Raw genomic sequence first — 17,612 nt, 5'->3', positions numbered from 1 at the left:
AAGACACGCCTGTTTGCTAATTAGCAAACAGGCGTTTGTCATATCTTTTCAGTTAAATATGAGACTGAGTTAATAGGTATCTTAATCACAAATTCTGCACCTTTTCCTGGAACAGAAAAACAACTAAGTTCTCCGTTATGTTTTTCAACTATAATTTGATAGCTTATAGATAGTCCTAGTCCAGTACCTTTGCCCACAGATTTAGTGGTAAAAAATGGATCAAATAGCTTTGAGCGAACTTGTTCATTTATCCCCAAACCATTATCAGCAATAGTAACCGTTATCCATTTTTCATCGATTAGCTCAGTTTTAATTTGAATTTGGGGATTATTATTTATCAGTTTTTGATTGTCAGTTGTTTGTGGATTTACCGATGCCTCCAATGAATCGATCGCATTAGCAAGAATATTCATAAAAACTTGATTAAGTTGGCCAGGATAGCAAGTTACATTCGGCAGTTGACTATATTTTTTGATGACTTTGATTTCTGGGTACTCATGCCTAGCTTGAAGGCGATGCTCCAAAATCATTAAAGTACTATCAATTCCTTCATGGATATTGACTTGCTTAAGTTCTGCTTCATCAAGTCTGGAAAAGTTACGTAGTGATTTAACAATTTCCTGAATGCGTTCTGTTCCCACTTTCATGGACTGGAAAAGTTTAGTTATATCTTGAATCAGAAAATCTAAGTCTATTTCTTCTACTTGCTCTTGGATTTCAAGAGGAGTATTTGGACAAAGTTGTTGATAAATTTGCACCAATCTCAGTAAATCTTGAGTATATTTATGGGCGTGATGAAGGTTGCCATAAATAAAACTCACGGGATTATTAATTTCATGGGCAATACCAGCTACCATCTGACCTAAACTAGACATTTTCTCAGCTTGGATAAGCTGAGTTTGGGTAAGTTGTAGTTCGTTTAGTGTTTCTTGTAAAGCAGTTGTACGTTCCTCAACCCGAATTTCTAGCTCTTGATTCGCTTTCCAAAGCGCTTCCTCTGCCTGTTTTCGTCTTTGAACTTCTTTTGCTAACTCATCGATTTTTTCGTTTAGAAGAACGAAATTACTGCTGGTCTGAGTTCTATTTTCCAAGCGTAAGAGAATTAAAGCTGAAGATTCAGGAGACCAAGGTTGAATAACGGCTCCTTGGCTACGACATATTAACGTTTGTCCATCATTCTTTCGTAAAGTCAAGGAGCCAAGAACCATTGCCCTACTACTTGAACAAGCTTGCAGATACCTGACAATATCGTTGGTAGACTCAGTTACAATTTCAAAGAGCATTCTTCCGCGCAGTTCCTGACGGCGTAAACCTAGCATATCTGCTACTGGTTGATTGGTAGCTAACAACTGACCCTCTCCACTTACCAGGAGTAAAGGTTCTGGTAAAACTTTGGCCAGTTCAAGAAATTGTTCAGGAGTCATGGGGCTTCCAATTTCAAGGTTCGACTCTACTTTACATATCTGCACTAAACTTATATCCCGAAGTTATTTTGGTGCTGAAGGGTTTATACAGAGTCTAGTCCTCTAAAGTATTCTCGACCTTCTGCCTCTTCTGTAAATTTTAAGTAAACAATAACTCTACATCCAGAAGCTCCCTGTGCTATGGTTTCTTGCAATTCTACTTTCGCATATCCCAGATTATTAGCTGCGATCGTCCCAAAGACATTTGAGGTCATCATACACATGGCAGGGCGATTAAGCACTTTTTCGCCAAATGGGCAAACGCGGTTGCCAAAGACAATTTTTTCATCATCCTGCTCAATGACATAAAAATCGCCTTGAATTCGTTTTTTTAAGTCAATCAAGACATCAGCGACCTGCTTACGAGAAAGGTTGGAAACTTCCAGGGCAGATTTGTAATCTTGGTTGAGCTGCCTAGCCATCCTTTGACCAACTACGCTAATAAATCCAGAAGCTTCTTCTAAGCCAACTACGTCCTGCAAAGTGCCAGATAACTCTCTGATTAATGTACGTAAAAATATATCGCGTTCTAAAGGAAGATTAAGTGTAGCTATTGAGTGGTTAACTGCATTGGTCATAAATTTTGAGGAAACAATCTTGAACTACAGTTATAGAGTTCCCCAAAATGCCTCCAAAGTAACTGCTTAATCTTTTTCTTTAGAAAATTTGATGTTTACTTTTGTTTTTAATAAATAGTAATGTAATAGTCATCACAAATTCTGAACTTTGTTGTTACGACAGTTCCAGATTTTGCAAAGTCTTTTCTAGCTTATGTTCCCATGACCCAATATGCTTGGGTTAAGGCTTGATGCTCCCTAACCCTCCTTAAAAACGGGTTTTGAGGATCTTCTGGGGCAAAATATCACTAATACCAAGTATAAGTAATCGCTAACAATTATTTACACATGAGTTTTTAGTCTGGATAAGGGTTTCATCTCTTAACTTTTTGTAATCAATTTTGTTTAACTACTTATTGTATTGTTAACCCATACATAAATCTGCCTGCTCACAATCAGGATAAAATTTTCCTGTTTTCCATAAATAGACTTGTTGCTTTTAAACCGTAATTAATTACAAATTATAAACCACGAATTATTCAATCATCATGATCTGCTACCAAATTGAACATTGATTTTCCAGAATATTAATTTGGGTAATTGCTATATTTGCTATTTTAAGAAATTGGAATGGTAATTATAAACTCAGAACCTGCTCCTAACAAAGAATTTACTTCTAAGGTTCCTTTATGTTTTTGGACAATTATTTGATAAGCAATTGATAATCCTAATCCTGTTCCTTTTCCCACAGGTTTGGTTGTAAATAAATTATCAAACATTTTAAGCTGAACATCAGGCGATATTCCCACACCATTATCTTTAACCCGAATCAATACGTGATTTATATCTTCAATTAGGTCAGTATGAATTGTGATTTGATTGGGATTTGCCTTAATCTCATTAAAGCTCAGTCCAGAATTAGATTCTTCTAAAGCATCAATGGCATTTGCCAATAGATTCATAAATACCTGATTCAGTTGTCCTGGAAAGCATTTTACTAGAGGGAAATCGCCGTAATCTTTAACTATTTGAATAGCAGGACGAATCTTATTAGCTTTCAAACGGTGCTTGAGAATGAGGAGAGTATTATTCATACCTTCATGAATATCAAAAATAACTTTTTGTTCTGTATCTGCTCTAGAGAAAGTTCGCAAGCTATTGCTAATGTTGGAAATGCGATCTGTGCCTTCTCTCATTGAGGAAATCAGTTTAGGTAGATCCTCGCGCACATACTCCAGATCAATCACTTGGATTGTTTCTTGAATTTCTTGAGATGCCTTGGGATAGGTTTGCTGATAAAGGTCGATGAGATGTAATAAATTCTGAATGTACTCTTTAGCCGGAGTCAGATTACCTGCTATAAAGCCAACTGGATTATTAATTTCATGAGCTACATCTGCGACAAGACTTCCCAGAGTAGACATCTTATTTTGCATTATCTGAAGATTAAGAAGCATCATTTCTAGTTCATGACTTCTGTCTTCTAACTTGTTTTGATATTCTTTTAATTCATCAATTACTTTTCTGAGCAAACATTCTTTCTTGTTATTTACATCTTCAAGTTTTATCCGATCAGATTCAGAACGTTCCAATTGCTTTTGGAGAATTCTATTCGCTTTTTTTAGTTCCTTAATTTCTTGTTGATAATCCCCCATTTCCATCAGTTTCTACCGAGTTCCCAAAATTAAAGTTACAAAAGTTTCATTGTGAAATTGCGTCTGACTAATTCGATCTATAGGAGCAATCTCTCCATAAGAATAAAATCCACAAGCAGGAAAATATTTAGCCATACAAAGTTTTGTATTCTGGTACTCTTCTTGTGCCCTAGTACCAAGTATTTGCCGACGAGCTACACATGAAAAAAACACAACAGCACTGGGTTCTGCACCTGGATAATTATCTAAGGCACTCATGAATGAAGCTTTGGAAGCTGCTAGAATATCTTCATAAGCTGCTTCTGAAATTTGAATAATTGCTTGGTCGGGAATATCTCCAAAAAAGGTTATGCTACCAGATTCCTGGTTGTAAGCAATAGGTGCCCTTATATAAAAATTGTCTCCATTCTGAGCAAACACTGCTAGCGGATATTCCATTGAAGGAGGAAGCAAACCTAGATAATTTTGATAAAAATCTAAAGCTGGTTTACCATCTATTTCATAGACTATATTCTTATCTACCTTAGTTACTTTGCTTATTTGACCGATGGGATGCCAACCACTTGCAATACCGTGAGAAAACAATATTGTGCCGGAAAAAAGCAGAATTGGTACAGAATCACTTAATACTTCTGTTTGAAAAAATTGGTATGTATTTTGGTATCTTGACTGATCGGCTGCCAAACCACCAAATATCGGCACATGTTGTCCAAGAGCTAGCTTTAAGCCATTCAATATAGACACACCACTAGTTGTGAGGCTCTCTGGATGAGTTAAGCATAGTTTTGGAGGTGCAGTACTTTTTGCTTTTGCTTGCTCTACAGCTTGTTTAGTTGCAGTAATTGGATCAGCTGAAACTTTGCGTCCAACTCCTGCATAAATTTCAACTTCGTCTGAGTAGAACAACATCAAGGTGATTGAGTCCTGCTGAAACTCTAAGACTGAAGAAACTTCTCCATCTGTTGTTCCACCAATCAACTCAATCCCTGGATAAGCCTGATAAATTTGCTGCAAAATGAGAGAATGTTCAAAATCAATTGCAGCAAAAAGAATCCCAGCTTTTGGTATATCTCCCGCAACAGAACTGGAACATTGCTCAATAACTTCTTCAACTGCGGATAGAGAATCTGGATCGTTACTGTGGCCTACTACTGCCTTAAACATAAATTTACCTATTATGTTGATGAACGCAATTTGCTATGATTCCTAAATGGGAAGCTTAATAATGAACTCTGAACCTTGTCCTAGTGTTGAATTTACCTCTAGAGTTCCTTCATGTTTTTCGACAACAATTTGATGAGCAATAGATAATCCTAATCCTGTACCTTGACCCACAGGCTTGGTAGTGAATAAATGATCAAAGATTTTTTGCTGGACATCAGTTGACATTCCCACGCCATTATCTTGAATCCGAATCAATATATGATTTTTATCTTCACTGAGGGAAGTTTGAATCAAAACTTGATTGGGATTTGCTTCAATTTCAATATAGGTGCGTCCTACATTAGACTCCTCTAAAGCATCAATAGCATTAGCTAATAAATTCATAAATACCTGATTTAGTTGTCCGATAAAACATTCTAGTTCTGGCAAATTATCGTAATCTTTAATTACTTGAATATCAGGACGATCCTCGGATGCCTTTAAGCGATGTTTGAGGATCATGATGGTGCTGTCTATACCATCATGAATGTTGCAATAAACCTTGCGATCGCTATCTGACCGAGAAAAGGTTCTTAGACTGGTACTAATATTGCGAATGCGCTGAACTCCCTCTTTCATCGAGGAAATTAAATTAGGTAGATCAGCAAGCATATATTTCAAATCTATCGCTGCAATTTCCTCTTGAATTTCTGGAACCGGATGAGGATAGTACTGCTGATAGAGACTAATAATGTTAACCATATCTTGGAAATATACTGAAGCATGTCCAAGATTGCCATGAATAAAACCAACTGGATTATTAATTTCATGAGCAACACCTGCTACTAATTGACCAAGGGCAGACATTTTTTCTGTCTGTACAAGCTGAAGTTGAGAATCTTGTAGGTCTTTTAATGCCCTAGACAACGCTGCTGTCCTTTCTGAAACTCGTTTTTCTAAAGTTTTTGTGAGATTTCGTAATTGAAGATGGGTTTTAATTCTAGCTAATAATTCTTCTTCATGAAAGGGCTTAGTGATATAATCAACTGCCCCTATATTTAGACCCTTTACTTTACTATCAGTATCAGAATTTGCCGTCATAAAAATTACTGGTATATCACAAGTAGCTGAATTTTGTTTCAGCCTTTTACAGGTTTCAAATCCGTCTATTCCTGGCATCATCACATCTAATAGAATTAAATCAGGTAGTAGATATTCAGCCTGTTTCAGTGCCCTTTCTCCATCATGTTCTGTAGTAACTTCAAAACCTACAGTAGTTAATACATCAAAGATAATCTCTAAATTTGTAGTAGTATCATCAACTACTAGAATCAAACTATCTTTTGGTACATAAAGCATTGGTATGTCTGGCTTATAATTCATGTATTTAAATTAATTTGACTCCTTGTGAATTGTTTACTATTTAGCCCCGCGATCGCAGCTAAGTCACCTCTATTTTGTTTGCAGGCTGGACTGATAATTTTCTCGTCTGACAATTCTATAGTTCCCAAAAAGCCTGACAACAGCAACATTTTCACACTAAATTGCTCTATGCGACCACAGGGGCGATCGCTACACGATGGAAATTAACATCAATCTTCACTTTCACTAGAGTTAAACATTCTCTTATATGAAGACGATTGCTCTAAAATTAGTCATTATTACCCTTGTACTTTTATAAAAATAGCACTATCCCAAAATAATATTGTTGATGCCATAAGTTAACTTTTATAGTTCGTCAACAGTATTTATTAGACACCAATAAAATCATAAATAATTTTATGAAAATTTTATATTTCCGAGCAAGTACGGTTATTCTTTTATCAAAAAAACTGAACAATAAATAGATAGGTATTAAAAACTTTACTTTATATATATACTTGCTAAAAATATAGATGTAGTAAATTATTTACATACTATAGATTTTATGTGTCTATAATAATTTTTTTAAAACCAAGTTATATCGCTTTTATACTCTTTTAATTCATCTTGATTACTCGAAAATAATACATTCTTATGCAGCAATTACTTTCCTCTGGTTTGTACTGCCCATTTCCATCCCAAATCAACAAGCATGTTGATATTCTAGAAAAGCATGCTCTTGAATGGGTACTTCGCTTCAACCTACAAGCAAGTAAAACTGGTTATCAGCGTTTCTCAAAGTCAAAATTTTTCTTGTTAGCTGCAAGTGCCTATCCAGACTGTGATTTAGAAGAACTTAAGATTGGAAATGACTGGCTTAGTTGGGTATTTATTTGGGATGATCAATGCGATATGTCAGAGTTAAAAAAACAACCGGAAGCGCTTAAACTTTTTCAGCAAAGATTTATAGAAATATTGAAAGGATCAGAACCAACAAGGCATGATATACCCATCAATCATGCTTTGGCTGATTTGCGACAACGAACAAGCGAAAGAGCGAGTGAAAAATGGTTCAATTACTTTCTCCACTGCTTTGAGCAATACTGTCACGGATGTGTAGAGGAAGCAGCTATTCGTGCCCAAGGAATTGTACCTAACATTAACACTTATATGAGATGCAGAAGATTAAGCGTAGGAGGATATCTTTTCCTGACAATAAGTGAATTTTGCAATAATTATATGCTCTCTGATATTTTACGAAATCATAAAACCGTGAAACAACTAGAATTAATAACAATTGATATTCTTGCTTGGTGTAACGATGTTTTTTCAGCATCTAGAGAAATGGATAGTGGTGATGTTCATAATTTAGTCATCGTATTACATTATCTACACAAACTACCTTTGAATAAAGCAATAAAGCGTGCTGCTGATATGCATGATGAAAAGGTCAAATCCTTGATAAATTTAGAAGCATCTCTTCCCTCTTTTGGAAAAGATATAGATGTTGATCTGGCAAAATATATATCAATAATGCACTCCTGGATTAGTGGCAATCTCAATTGGTATTCTCTTACTGCCCGATATGAAACTACAGACAAATTGGAGTTAGTTAACTTTTAAGTTAATCTTAAACTTTCAAATAAGCAAATTTGACCGTCCCGCTTGTAAGCATAATTTTGAGATGAAGAAACATATTCAACTACCAAATATTCTCAAAATCCACCCTTTTATCCAAAAGCTTCAATGGGTTGCTGATCCTGTGGACTATATGGAAAATGCAGCCCAGCAATATCCTGATATTTTTACTGGTAAGATAATAGGTTTTGGTGACACAGTAGTTTTTGTAAACCATCCCAAGGCAATCCAGGAAATTCTAACTAATGATAGAAAAAAGTTTATTGCTGTTGGTGATAAGAACAGAATTGTGGAAGCCTTAATAGGGGAACGTTCACTTTTCTTGATGGAGGGTATTTCTCATAAACAGAAGCGACAACTTGTGATGCCTGCTTTTCACGGAGACCGAATGCCAGCCTATGCTCAACAGATATGTAGCTTGTGTACAAAATTTTTTACTCAGTTACCGCTAAATCAGCACTTCTTGGCTCATAACTTAACACAGGAGATAACTCTACAAGTCATTTTACAGGTTGTCTTGGGCTTGAATGAAGGAGAAAAACTTCAACAACTTAAGTATTTATTGCCACAGATGTTAGATCTTTTTCGGTCACCAATGACTTCTAGTTTATTCTTTTTTTCATTCTTGCAAAAAGATTTAGGGCCTTGGAGTCCTTGGGGAAAATTTCTGCGTGATCGTGAGCGAATTGATGAATTGATTTACGCTGAAATTGCCGAACGTAGACAGCAACTTGATCCAGGACGCAGCGATATCTTATCCATGCTGATCTCAGCACAAGATGATACTGGTCAATCCATGACGGATCAAGAGTTACGCGATCAGTTGATGACTCTAATGCTTGCTGGATATGAAACTACAGCAACAGCGATTGCTTGGGGATTATATTGGATTCACCAAAAGCCCCTAGTCTGTGAAAAACTACTCAAGGAACTAGACACTCTCGGTGATTCCCCAGATCCGATGAGTATTTATCGACTGCCATATCTCACAGCTGTCTGTAACGAAACCTTACGAATTCATCCCGTTATAATGTTCTGTTTTCCTAGAGTAGTGCAAGAACCCGTGGAACTACTGGGACATCCTTTACAGCCTGGGGCAGTACTGCTTCCTAGTGTTTATCTTACTCATCAGCGAGAGGATTTATATCCCCAACCGAAGGAGTTTCAACCAGAACGCTTTTTAGAACGGCAATTTTCTCCTTATGAATTTCTGCCCTTTGGTGGTGGTGTCCGTCGTTGTCTTGGCGAGGCTTTAGCTATATTTCAAATGAAGCTAATATTAGCAACAGCCTTGTCACACTATGAGTTTGCACTAGTTGATCGGCGACCAGAGCAACCTCAGCGTAGAGGTTTTACCCTTGCACCAGCAGGTGGAGTCAAGATGGTAATTACAGGACGCCATGTGCGTCAAGAGTCTTTGGTGAATATGACAACTGCACCCGTATCCTAGTAGCTTGCCAGAGTTGTTTTGATGATTATAAAAACCCAGCTTTTGTTAAAAACTGGGTTTTTATAATCATAGGTTTGGTAGAGTAAAGCACAACTCAGCAAACTTCCAAATGTTAGGTTTTGCTCCGCTTAATCCAACTTTATATCTTAATAAAAGTGGTACTAGCCTAGATAAGTTACTGTTGCATCGGGATCTCAATTACGAACTCAGCCCCCTCTCCTAATATAGAATTACAGGTTAAACTACCCTTGTGTTTGTCCACAACAATCTGATAGCTAATCGATAAGCCTAACCCCGTTCCACTTCCTACTGACTTGGTGGTAAAGAATGGGTCAAAGATTTTCTGCTGTACAGCTTCTGTCATACCATAACCGTTATCAGCAATCCGAATTATTACCGTATTGGAATTTGTTAGTTCAGTAAAGATACGAATTGTTCCTTTATCTTTTATTATTTGTACTTTGTCATTTATCAATGGCGGAAAGCTAATGGCAAAGGACTCTTCTAAAGCATCGATCGCATTACTCAGGATATTCATAAATACCTGATTTAGTTGACCAGCGTAACAAGTAACTTCTCCTAGCTTTCCGTATTCTTTTATGACTTTAATCTCAGGGTAATCGCTTTTTTCTTTAAGTCGGTGCTGCAAGATCATTAAGGTGTTGTCTATTCCCTCATGAATATCTACAGGCTTCATTTCAGATTCATCCAGGCGGGAGAAGTTGCGTAAGCCCAAAACAATATTCCGGATACGGGAACTGCCGACCTTCATTGAATCTAGAATCTTTGGCAAGTCTGTTGCTAGAAAATTTATATCAATCTCCTCAGCTTTCTCTTCAACTAAAGGCAAAGGATGGGGGTATTCCTGCTGATAAACAGCTATCAAATCCAGCAAGTATTGGACATACTCACTAGCATAAGCAATATTGCCATGAATAAAGTTAATTGGGTTGTTTATCTCATGTGCAATTCCTGCGACCATATCCCCTAATGAAGACATTTTTTCACTTTGAATCAATTGGGTTTGAGTCCGCTGCAACTCTTGTAGTGTTTGCTCTAAGTGTTGATTTTTCTCATTGATTTCTTGCGTTCTCTTCTCGACTGTTTCTTCTAATGTATGGCTATATTTCTCCAAGCGTTCTTTAGCTTGTGCCAAGTTTTTGTAGAGGATAGCATTCTCTAAGGATATTGCTGCTTGGGTAGTGAGGAGTTTGAGAACTTCTACGCGATCGTGTGTAAATGCACCTGTCGCCAGATTATTTTCTAGGTAAAGAATACCAATCAATTTGCCTTGATTGATGATAGGTATAGACAACAAACTCTTGGGTTTTTCACAGAGAATATAGCTATCAGATGCTAAAAAATAAACGGACATTGCATCATCAATAACCAATATTTCTCTGGAGCGTTTAACATAGTTTATCAAAGTAATGGGAACATCGTAGCTTGACTCTAGGTAAGTTGATGGAAACTCTGTGTAGGTATGCTCAAACGTTGAACTTGAACAAACCGCTGTGACAGTTAATGCTAAGTCATCACCTTCGCTTAAAATCAAAGCACATTTAGAGGCTCCTGCATTCTCCATTACAACTTTCATTAAAGTAGAAAGTAGTCGCTCAAGCTCGATTTCCCCAGAGAGTGCTTGAGATGCTTTAATAAATGCGGCTAAATCTAGAGAGTCAGAAATACTTGTCTTCGAGCCAATAACAGTTTGTTGATTACTCAACGTGGATAGAGATGTGCTATTGAAAGAAGTGCTTTCCTTGCTGGAATGAATACTCAGTTTTTCTTGCTGGAATATAGGAGCGAGTAATTGAGGATAGCGTTTTGCTAAATCGTCAACTTTAGCTAACGCTCCCCAGCGAACGTAGCTATAATAGGCATCTGTGAGGTAGGTTTGGGCAATCTTATGTTTGCCCCATTCTAAATAGAATTTGGCTGTAAGTTCTTGGGCTAGGGCTTCTTCATTAATATATTCATGTTCTTTGGCAAGGAATATAGCACGATCATAGAATTCTATTGCCTCGATATATTGACCATCAATCCGATAAAGTTCAGCCTCTACAAGATAATATTTATGTAAATAATTCATGGGAGCATGATGTGCACAATGCTCCATTTTTTGCTGATTCGCTTGAACCTTACCTAAAATTAACTTTTGCTCAGAACCGGATACATTAGGATATACAGCTAGTCTTGCTAGTGAATCATACAAGTAGAAAAGAGGAGTTACTAGCTGTCCTGATCCACCTTGTAAGTACTTTTCTGCTAGGTTGGCATTTTCAATTGCTTGAGAAAACTCCTGAAATAGGAAACAGAGATGTAGCTTTGTGACATATAGATAAAAAATTCCCGTTCCATCATTGGCTTCAATATGAAGCTGTAGCATTTTATTTTCATCGTAAATTTCACCAATTAAACTACAGGGATTCGCTACAGTTCCCAGCAAATTCAAGACACTCTGCCGATAGATATTACTCCAGTTAAATACTGTTTTTTGCTGGATTTGTCTGATACCGTTGCTGTAATTTGCCATCTCTCGTTCTAGCCCTGTCAGTTCTCTACCGAGGAAATACGCAGAGTAGCAATAAGCATTAATACAATAAGCTGCAAATTCTAAATCTCCTGTTTCTAGTCCAAAAGAGTAACCATCCAGTAAAGGTTTTAATATTTTCCTCGTATGTTCCTTCCAATGCAAAATACCTGTATTAAATGTCAATATGATCTTACTTTTAATTTCTTTAGCATTGAACTTATCCACCAAGCTTGCAGCTAGTTGGCCAAATTGATACCCAGATTCAATCTCTCCCACTACCCCGCTGAGTATTAACCCGTAATTAACGTAGGCAACGGCAGATGAAGGAGTATTGCCATATTTGAGTGATAAGTTGATTTGTTTGAGAGTTATCAGCAAAAACAGTTCGGGAGCTACTGCATAAGCAACAGAGGCTCCAGTTGATAAAATACGCATAGTTGCCATATCCAGCCCTTCTATCATCTCCGGCAGATTAATTAAGTTTGCAATACTCCTGCCATTAAGATTTGATGTTAATTCTGCCATTGCTAACTGAATATCAGACTGGCTTGGATACTCAGGAAACTCCACTCCCAAAAGTTTCAAGAAGGTTATTGCAGTATTTACAGCTTCCAGTGCTTGGTTCTGTGCCCCATAAGCCTGAATTTTGACTTCATAAACTTTTACTTTTTCTAGTAGTCTTTCACGTACCAACACCACTTCTGCTAATTGTTCCATCTGTTCAAACTTGCCAGCTAGATATGCTGCCTCTGTCGCAGTCTCATATAAAGCCAGGGTGAGATCATGTTTAGTCTCCCAGCTATCAGCTGCCAGTAATTGAATACCAGTAGTTAAATAGTTAACCGCAGCGAGATAAGCCGTTGATGCTAAAGCTTTATGTCCAGCAATTAAATTCATCTGGGCTAGTTCATCTCGCTTAACTTGATGAGAGATGAATTCCACTGCTATATTAAATTGATTGACAAGCTCAAAAATCTTTTCTTCCTGTTCTGCGACAGGAATACTGTTCAATAACAGTAGCCCAATTTTTAAGTGAATTGGCTTTTTTTGTTCTTCAGGAATCAAAGAATAAGCAGCTTGCTGCACTCTATCATGTACGAATTTATATTTAGGTAGCTGTGAATTAGAATTTGAAAATTGTGTAGATTCTATTCCATGAGCAATGAATTCTTGATTAGTATTATCTTTTGAAAATATGTTGTAATTTTCGGTTTGTGGTAGAACTAGCCCATCAAGTAATGCTTGCCACAAGTCTGATGCTGTATCTACTAAAGATTTTTCATTGATGATCGCAAGAGTTTTTAAGTCAAATTGATTACCAATACAGGCAGCAAGTTTCAGAACTTTTTGGGTATTGATTGGCAATTTCTCTATTTGCAGGGCGATAAATTCTACTACATCATCTGTAAGAGCTAATTCTTTAACTTTTGAAATATCATACTGCCAATGACCAACATCAAAGTTTAATGCAATTAGCCCGTCGTCATGTAAAGACTTGAGGAATTGAACGGAAAAGAAAGGGTTGCCTTTAGTTTTAGCAAACACCATCTGGGTGAGAGGAACAGCAACTACTTCAGGGCAATGAAGTGTATCAGCAATTAGATGATTTAAATCACCCTGATTTAAAGGCGCTAAGGTAATCGTATTAATAATTGCTCCTGCTTTCTGAATATCCTGTAGTGTCAAATAAAGCGGATGTGCCTTGGACACTTCATTATCTCGATACGAACCAACTAACAATAAACCTCCCTTGGCTCCACGCATATTTTCCATCTTTTCTGAGAGAGAAGATAACGTGGTTTCACACATTAATAGCTGAATTAACTTCAAAGATGCCATATCTGCCCATTGCAAATCATCCAGAAAGATAACCAGGGGATGTTCTTTCGTTGTAAAGATTTGGATAAATTTTTGAAACAATAAATTGAAACGATTTTGGGCAGCACTGCCAGAGATTTCTGTAACCGGAGGTTGCTTGCCGATAATCTGTTCGAGTTCAGGAATTACATCAATAATCACCTGAGTTTGTGTACCCAATTCTTGCAGGATTTTGGCTTTCCACTGTTGAATTTGGGCATCATTTTCCGAGAGTAGTTGCCCGATTAAGTCCCGAAAAGCTTGCACCAATCCTGACAAAGGAATGTCACGTTGAAACTGGTCAAATTTTCCTTTAATGAAGTAACTACGCTGCCGCACAATAGGTTTGTGGACTTCGTTAACCACAGCCGTTTTGCCAATTCCAGAGAAACCAGCAACTAATATCATTTCTGTTGCCCCGTCTGCCACGCGCCCAAAAGCAGCGAGTAGGGTTTCAACTTCAGTTTGGCGACCATAGAGTTTTTCGGGGATTACAAAACGGTCTGAGATATCCCTCACGCCTAGTTCAAAGGGTACAATACTTCCTGTTGCTTGCCACTGGCTTTGGCACACCTCCAAATCATGCTTTAACCCCAAAGCGCTCTGATATCGGTCTTCGGCATTTTTTGCCATCAGCTTGCTGATAATGTCAGACAAAATTGGCGGAATATTGAAGTTAATCCGGCTGGCTTTTAGCGGTTGCTTGGCAATGTGAGAGTAAACTAACTCCGTCGGATCTTTAGTGGTGAAGGGTAACTGTCCGGTGAGGAGTTGAAAGAAGGTGACACCGAGGGAATAAAAATCAGTGCGGTAGTCAATACCTCGGTTCATCCTTCCAGTTTGTTCTGGGGAAATGTAAGCTAGAGTGCCTTCTAAGACGTTGGGATTCGTGACAAATTGGATTTCTCTTGGTAGCAGGGTGGCAATACTAAAGTCGATCAGTTTTATTTCATCTGTACTAGGATTTATCAGGATATTTGCAGGCTTAATGTCTTTGTGAATGATGCGATCGCGATGCAGTCCTTCAAGGGTAGAAGCTATTTTAATAGCAACGTGGAAAAACTCATTGAGGGAAAGCCAGTTTTCCTTCTTTTTCTTGTCCTCCAATCGCCAGTCTTGGAGGGAAATGCCACCAAAATCTTCCATCACTAGAACGTAGCTGTTACGGTGGCTTTCTAAGCTATAGGTTTTGACTATGCCAGGAAGATCAAGGTTTTTGCTGATGATATATTGATTCCGGAACTGGGCGATTTCCGCAAACGTAGGATATTCATTCCGCATCAATTTGAGAACGACTAATTTTTGGTCTTGTTCTCTAATGCCCCGGTAAACTAGGGTTTTACTGCCGGAGTAGATTTGCTCGGTAATGCGATAGCCAGGAAATGCATATAATGTATCTAATACTACTAACATTGTAGACTATGCTCATAATTCTTGTTTCTATGGCTTAGTATTCCCGTATGGAGATTATCGGTATCATGAAATAGGATTTTTTCTGGAATTTATATCAGAAGATAGAATTTTTGACTAAATATGTGATCTTGAACTATATAATTCTGGAAAGGCTAATTTTGGTATAAGAACATAAGGTTTTCAAGCGCGTTTCTACCAAATTACTTTGGTAAATATTTGCTCTTGCTGCTTTAGATTTATGGAGTAGCTATCAAGTTGTGAAGTAGATTTTGGATGTAGCAGATCAAACAACAAAAAAGCCTGCCGTTTTCCTTAGCTTAAGAGCAAACTGCGGCAGGTTTATTGGGTTTATAACTGCTTTGCTAGACTGTCAACCTCTTCTTTTGCGAAGAAACTGCGCGATCAGGGAATTCAAAATTCAAAATTTATATAGGCGCAGATAATTGCTAGTTATTTTTCCTATTTTGAATTTTGTTGTCAATGATGATTTGTGAACATAAGTGTTTTTGAACTAACTATTTTTACCCGCTTTTAATCGGACACCCGTTATTAGAGACGGGGTATTTTCGGCTGCGATAATAATAACGAGTACAAATGCTACTTGATTTTTTGTTTAATAAAAGTCACAACTTGAGTTAGCTGTTTCTTCAAGCCATCGATTTCAGCTTGCATTTTGACAATTTTCTCATTCAACGCATTAATGTCTGTGTCAGAGACTCCTCCGCTACTAGGGGTTGCGTTGCTTGCCGCCGTAGGCATCGCAGTATTTACAGCACTAGGGGTTGCTACTGTAATATTAGCGACACTAACGGTTGTAGCTGTGCTATTTTTGACAGCAGATGTTGCTCCTACTGCGACTAGTTCTGGGCGTGGCTGTTTCGCCTTGGCCATAGCTAACTTAATCGCGCCAATTAGTTGCTTTTGATCAAAAGGCTTACCCAGAAATTCAAAGTATTCAAAGGGTTCTGTGATTTTCTCAGTCACCTCTTCCTTGCGACCAGACATGATCACCAAAGGAATTTTCCTTAACTCCGGATCGGCTTGAACTTTCTGGAAAACCTCCCAGCCACTCATTTTAGGTAACAGGAAATCCAGCATAATCAGGCTGAGTTTTTCCTGAAGGATGAAATTTAGTCCTTCCAAACCGTCTTTTGCTTCCAGTACCTCAAAATTGCCCGGAGGCAACATTTCTCGTACTTTTACCCTGACAACTGTAGTGTCATCGATAACTAAAATCTTGTTGCTTGCCACGACTGTTTGCTCTAACAGAAACTTTAAGTGTAAATAGCAGTTTTGCTGATTGTCCTTGAGAATCCTCCCACTATATACAAAATTTCTAGGAATTGGGGGATAGTATATTTCGGTATAAATGGCATTCCTAGAGGTGTTTTACAAAACTTTTGCTTGCGCTCTTTTCAATTTATGTCATGGTGATATTTAAGGCTTTAGCTTTGCTCTAGGGCATAAGGGAGATGATGGTGACTTCATCAAGAGTGTCCCCGTGTCTCCCGCTCCCTGCGTCTATTCTTATCTATCATTTGTTAATTGACAGACCAGTACTCTATATCCGCATCTTGCTTGGATGTCTATGATTTCGTCACAACAAGCCGAACTAAAGTCTGAAATTAGGGCAATGCCCAGCTGGTTACGTCGCTCTATTGGCAAAGCCAGTGAAATATCTACCGTACAACGCATTATTAAGCAGCGCCAAATTCACACGATTTGCGAAGAAGGACGCTGTCCCAACCGGGGGGAGTGCTATGCCCAAAAAACTGCAACTTTCTTACTAATGGGGCCTACCTGCACACGCTCTTGTGCTTTCTGTCAAGTAGATAAAGGTCATGCACCAATGGCTCTTGATTTAGAGGAACCCCAAAAGGTAGCACAGGCAGTGCAGCTTTTGGGATTACGTTATGTGGTGCTGACTTCTGTAGCGCGTGATGACTTGCCCGATCAGGGTGCAGGGCACTTTGTGGCGACGATCGCGACTATCCGCCAGTTGAACCCAGAGACTCAAATTGAAGTGCTGACCCCAGATTTTTGGGGTGGTGCTGGTGTTGGGGAGCCAGGTCAGCGCCAGCGGATAGCGATGATTGTAAAAGCCAAACCAGCTTGTTTTAATCACAATATCGAGACAGTGCGACGGCTAACTGGGCCAGTGCGCCGGGGAGCCAAGTACGATCGCTCGCTCTCGGTATTGGCTATGGTCAAAGAAATCGATTCGACAATTCCCACTAAATCAGGTTTGATGCTGGGACACGGAGAAACACTTGATGAAGTCGTTGAAGCAATGGCTGATCTAAGGTCTGTGGGGTGCGATCGCTTGACTATCGGGCAGTATATGCGTCCTTCTCTAGAACATCTGCCAGTCCAAAAATATTGGACTCCAGAGAAATTCGAGCAACTCGGCAGATTAGCATGGGAAATGGGATTTAACCATGTCCGTTCTGGGCCTCTGGTTCGCAGTTCCTATCATGCTGGAGAGGAGGGAGTAGGGAGTGGGGATGAAGCAAGGGAGCAGGGAGCAGGGGGCAGGGG

At 38.4% G+C, this 17,612-nt stretch carries 11 protein-coding genes; 4 read left to right on the top strand and 7 right to left on the bottom strand.

All coding sequences use genetic code 11. The features are described from left to right. Positions 1-38 precede the first annotated feature (38 nt). From F8R90_RS11360 to F8R90_RS11340, 5 genes are all read right to left on the bottom strand, one after another. Positions 39-1,424, bottom strand: a complete 1,386-nt coding sequence (locus tag F8R90_RS11360; RefSeq protein WP_196510825.1) for an ATP-binding protein — start codon at positions 1,422-1,424, stop codon at positions 39-41. Positions 1,425-1,507: 83 nt separating this feature from the next. After that, on the bottom strand, positions 1,508-2,041 hold the full coding sequence (locus F8R90_RS11355) for a methanogen output domain 1-containing protein (RefSeq protein ID WP_196510824.1): 534 nt from the start codon (positions 2,039-2,041) through the stop codon (positions 1,508-1,510). Between the two features lie 596 nt (positions 2,042-2,637). Next, positions 2,638-3,681, bottom strand: a complete 1,044-nt coding sequence (locus tag F8R90_RS11350; RefSeq protein WP_196510823.1) for a sensor histidine kinase — start codon at positions 3,679-3,681, stop codon at positions 2,638-2,640. A 6-nt stretch (positions 3,682-3,687) separates the two neighbouring features. Then, positions 3,688-4,839: an FIST signal transduction protein gene (locus F8R90_RS11345; protein WP_196510822.1), complete on the bottom strand. Its 1,152-nt coding sequence runs from the start codon at positions 4,837-4,839 to the stop codon at positions 3,688-3,690. A 42-nt stretch (positions 4,840-4,881) separates the two neighbouring features. After that, positions 4,882-6,201 (bottom strand): hybrid sensor histidine kinase/response regulator, encoded by a 1,320-nt coding sequence (locus F8R90_RS11340; protein WP_230966255.1) that lies wholly within the window; start codon positions 6,199-6,201, stop codon positions 4,882-4,884. A 24-nt stretch (positions 6,202-6,225) separates the two neighbouring features. Here F8R90_RS11340 and F8R90_RS11335 point away from each other — a divergent pair, with 24 nt between their 5' ends. The 3 genes from F8R90_RS11335 (at position 6,226) to F8R90_RS11325 (ending at position 9,268) form a co-directional block, all read left to right on the top strand. Continuing rightward, positions 6,226-6,408 (top strand): hypothetical protein, encoded by a 183-nt coding sequence (locus F8R90_RS11335; protein ID WP_196510821.1) that lies wholly within the window; start codon positions 6,226-6,228, stop codon positions 6,406-6,408. A 426-nt stretch (positions 6,409-6,834) separates the two neighbouring features. Beyond that, the gene (locus F8R90_RS11330; RefSeq protein WP_196510820.1) at positions 6,835-7,803 is read left to right on the top strand and encodes a terpene synthase family protein; all 969 of its coding nucleotides are present in this window, start codon (positions 6,835-6,837) and stop codon (positions 7,801-7,803) included. A 73-nt stretch (positions 7,804-7,876) separates the two neighbouring features. Then, positions 7,877-9,268, top strand: a complete 1,392-nt coding sequence (locus F8R90_RS11325) for a cytochrome P450 (protein WP_196510877.1) — start codon at positions 7,877-7,879, stop codon at positions 9,266-9,268. 175 nt (positions 9,269-9,443) lie between these two features. Here F8R90_RS11325 and F8R90_RS11320 read toward each other — a convergent pair whose 3' ends face one another. Both F8R90_RS11320 and F8R90_RS11315 read right to left on the bottom strand, forming a co-directional pair. Next, positions 9,444-15,074 (bottom strand): trifunctional serine/threonine-protein kinase/ATP-binding protein/sensor histidine kinase, encoded by a 5,631-nt coding sequence (locus F8R90_RS11320; RefSeq protein ID WP_196510819.1) that lies wholly within the window; start codon positions 15,072-15,074, stop codon positions 9,444-9,446. Positions 15,075-15,671: 597 nt separating this feature from the next. Next, the gene (locus tag F8R90_RS11315; protein WP_196510818.1) at positions 15,672-16,325 is read right to left on the bottom strand and encodes a response regulator; all 654 of its coding nucleotides are present in this window, start codon (positions 16,323-16,325) and stop codon (positions 15,672-15,674) included. 337 nt (positions 16,326-16,662) lie between these two features. On the opposite strand from F8R90_RS11315, the gene lipA reads away from it, so the two are divergent. Continuing rightward, positions 16,663-17,612, top strand: a 950-nt coding sequence (gene lipA / locus F8R90_RS11310; RefSeq protein WP_196510817.1) for a lipoyl synthase, incomplete at its 3' end; no start/stop codon positions are given.

It is taken from the genome of Nostoc sp. NZL (genome assembly GCF_015714705.1).
GTDB lineage: Bacteria > Cyanobacteriota > Cyanobacteriia > Cyanobacteriales > Nostocaceae > Nostoc > Nostoc foliaceum_A.
This window is presented reverse-complemented; position numbering and strand designations above follow the sequence as displayed.

What these genes read in the sequence shown, in the direction of transcription:
- F8R90_RS11360 (WP_196510825.1), bottom strand. Translation starts at nt 1,424, where the DNA reads ATGACTCCTGAACAATTTCTTGAACTGGCCAAAGTTTTACCAGAACCT.
- F8R90_RS11355 (WP_196510824.1), bottom strand. Translation starts at nt 2,041, where the DNA reads ATGACCAATGCAGTTAACCACTCAATAGCTACACTTAATCTTCCTTTA.
- F8R90_RS11350 (WP_196510823.1), bottom strand. Translation starts at nt 3,681, where the DNA reads ATGGAAATGGGGGATTATCAACAAGAAATTAAGGAACTAAAAAAAGCG.
- F8R90_RS11345 (WP_196510822.1), bottom strand. Translation starts at nt 4,839, where the DNA reads ATGTTTAAGGCAGTAGTAGGCCACAGTAACGATCCAGATTCTCTATCC.
- F8R90_RS11340 (WP_230966255.1), bottom strand. Translation starts at nt 6,201, where the DNA reads ATGAATTATAAGCCAGACATACCAATGCTTTATGTACCAAAAGATAGT.
- F8R90_RS11330 (WP_196510820.1), top strand. Translation starts at nt 6,835, where the DNA reads ATGCAGCAATTACTTTCCTCTGGTTTGTACTGCCCATTTCCATCCCAA.
- F8R90_RS11320 (WP_196510819.1), bottom strand. Translation starts at nt 15,074, where the DNA reads ATGTTAGTAGTATTAGATACATTATATGCATTTCCTGGCTATCGCATT.